Origin of the sequence: Streptomyces sp. NPDC049970 (assembly GCF_040660235.1) — a bacterium.
Classification (GTDB): domain Bacteria; phylum Actinomycetota; class Actinomycetes; order Streptomycetales; family Streptomycetaceae; genus Streptomyces.
Genome location: NZ_JBFALP010000048.1, coordinates 1 through 2,510 on the forward strand (window position 1 = coordinate 1; position 2,510 = coordinate 2,510).

1 protein-coding gene is annotated in these 2,510 nt (G+C 69.8%); it reads left to right on the forward strand.

Annotation, left to right across the window (positions count from 1 at the left end):
- Positions 1-68 precede the first annotated feature (68 nt).
- Positions 69-1,763, forward strand: coding sequence for a recombinase family protein (locus tag AB0I83_RS31335; RefSeq protein ID WP_363307039.1), 1,695 nt, complete (start codon positions 69-71; stop codon positions 1,761-1,763).
- Positions 1,764-2,510 lie beyond the last annotated feature (747 nt).

Here is a 2,510-nt window from a genome sequence, read left to right on the forward strand (position 1 = left end):
GGTCGGTCCCCGAGGGCTCGGGGGCAGGATGGGGTCATGAGCGTAGTGAAGATCAACGATGCTGTGTCATGACCCACATGACACCACTCATGAAGACCAGCGGTAACGCCGACCGCGTCCGAGCCGTGATCTATGTCCGCCAGTCGAAGCGCCGGGAAGACGACAGCGCCGCCTCGCCGGAGGCCCAGCGGGAGAAGTGCGCCGCCCTGATCGCCGCGAAAGGATGGGACCTGGCGGGCGTCTTTCCCGACGTCGGCCGGTCCGGCTGGGATCCGAAGGTCCAGCGCCCTGGATTCGACGAGATGATGGCCGCCGTGCGCGCGGGCCAGGTCGACGCGGTCGTCGTCTTCGCGCTGTCCCGGCTCACCCGTCAGGGCGCGATGGAAGCCATGCGGATCGAAGAGGAGCTGCGCCGGCACGGCGTCCTTCTGGTCTCCGTCTCCGAACCGTTCCTGGACACGTCGTCCCCGATCGGCGTCGCCATCTTCGGCCTGATCGCTGCCCTGGCGAAGCAAGAGTCCGACATGAAGTCGGCGTACGTCACCGCGACGAAGGAAGGCATCCGCAAGGCAGGCGGTCACACGTCGGGCCCTGCTCCGTACGGCTTCCAGTCGGAGCGCGTCCAGCGGGGGAAGCTGTCCGTCATGCGCCTGGTTCCCGACCCGGTCGAAGCCGGCCACGTCCGGCGGATGGTCGACGCTGCCCTGGCTGGCGAGTCAGCCGCGAGCATCGCGCGCCGCCTGAACGCCGACGAGGTAGCCACGAAGGCGGCCTCCGCGGAGAAGCTGGCCGCGCGCCGGAAGCGTGCCCTGTCCGCACCCTCGAAGGCTCCGGCCTGGACGTCGACGACCGTCCTCCGCATCCTCCGCGACCCTCGCCTGGCTGGCTTCGCGATCGAGTGGACCGGCCGGCGGGACAAGACGGCTGACGCGCCTGGCTCCGCCGGTAAGCGAACCATCCTTCGCGATGACACGGGAGCGCCCCTGGCCGCGCACCAGGGCATCATCGACCCGGAGGTCTTCTGGCGCCTCCAGGCGGTCCTAGACGGGCGGACGCCGACTCAGAAGCGGACCGCTCGCGCTGTGCCGACTCTGCTCGGCGGCATGGGCCTTCTGTTTTGTGGCGTCTGCGGCAGCGTGATGGTCGCGGACCGGCGCAATGGTAGGCGGCTCTACCGCTGCAACCGTGCCTCCGCGGGCCTGGTTCCCGGCCATGGCGGCCTGGCCATCGACATGGCGAAGACCGACGACGTCGTCGCGCGGGACGTCTGGTCTCGGCTGGAAGCACTGGACCCCGCGGACCCGGACGACTTGGAGATCCTGTCGGAGGCCGCCCGTCGCTTCGCTGCCCAGCAGGACAGCGGGGAGCGGGAAGCCGAGCTGGCCGCCGCCAGGGCTGAGCTGGAGCACGTCCGGGCCGCCCTGAAGACGCTGTACGAGGACCGCCAGGAAGGGTTGTACGACGGTCCTACGGGCCGCGAAGCCTTCCGGGAGGCAGTCACCCGCCTGACCGCGCATGAGGAGCGCACAGCGGCGCGTGTGGCCGCGCTGGAGGCCGCGGGCCAGGACGTCGTCGCCATCCCGTCAGACTGGGCCGTCACCGATGGGGACCCGCTGGGCCCCGACAGCACCTGGGCGCTGTGGACCCTGGACGAGCGCCGGGCGTTCATCGCTCTGTTCGTCGACCGCGTCGACATCATGCCGTCCGTTGGTCGGGGGGCCAGGGCCAACACGGAGGATCGGGTGAAGGTCACCTGGGCGTAGCGGCGGAGCGAGGGGCTGCACCGACAGCGAAGGAGCGAGGGGCCGGCCGATGGGGGCTGGCCCCTTTGCTGTGACGGCGGAGAGGTCGCACCCCCTCTGACCAGGCAAGATGCACAAGTAGTAGTAGTGTTTGTTACGGAACTCGAGCAACTACTACTACTACCCCTTTGTTCACCAGCTCGTCGTTCTTCGGCTTAACCCCCTAACGTCGTGGTCCCTCGCGTTTCGTAACCAGCCCGGGGCAACCGCGCTCCGGCCGCTTCCGCCCTCCTGGCCCCGTCCGCTGTCGCGCCGACCTGGCTGAGGAACCTGCGGGGAACGATCCGGCCTAGGACGCCCAGGAAGGGCCCCAGACGCCCGTCTCCCGCGCTGGCAGGGTAGGGCTGGGCAGTTGGTCCGGCGGGGGCCTGACAGCGTCTGAGATGACTTCCCCGCCCTTCTGAGGCTCATCGCCGGCATAGAAGTGCGAGCACCTCCCCGCCAGGGGACATCCTCACCGGACAGTGGGTAGAGGCGCTTCACCGCGCTCTCCCGTGGCCGCCTGCGACGCCAGGCCACGCGCACAGTCTTGGGCCATCGGTCCGCCCCCTGGAGTCGCAGCCGGGGAGGGCGTTGACCGGTGGCCCATCTTTGTTTTCCCGCCTGGGCCCAGCGGTCCGGGGGTACCCTGCGGCGCCCAGGCGGGAGGCAGCTTCGCGGCCTCAGCAACCGCGAAGGGCGGCTTCGGCCGTCCGTCTTCCAGCGCGT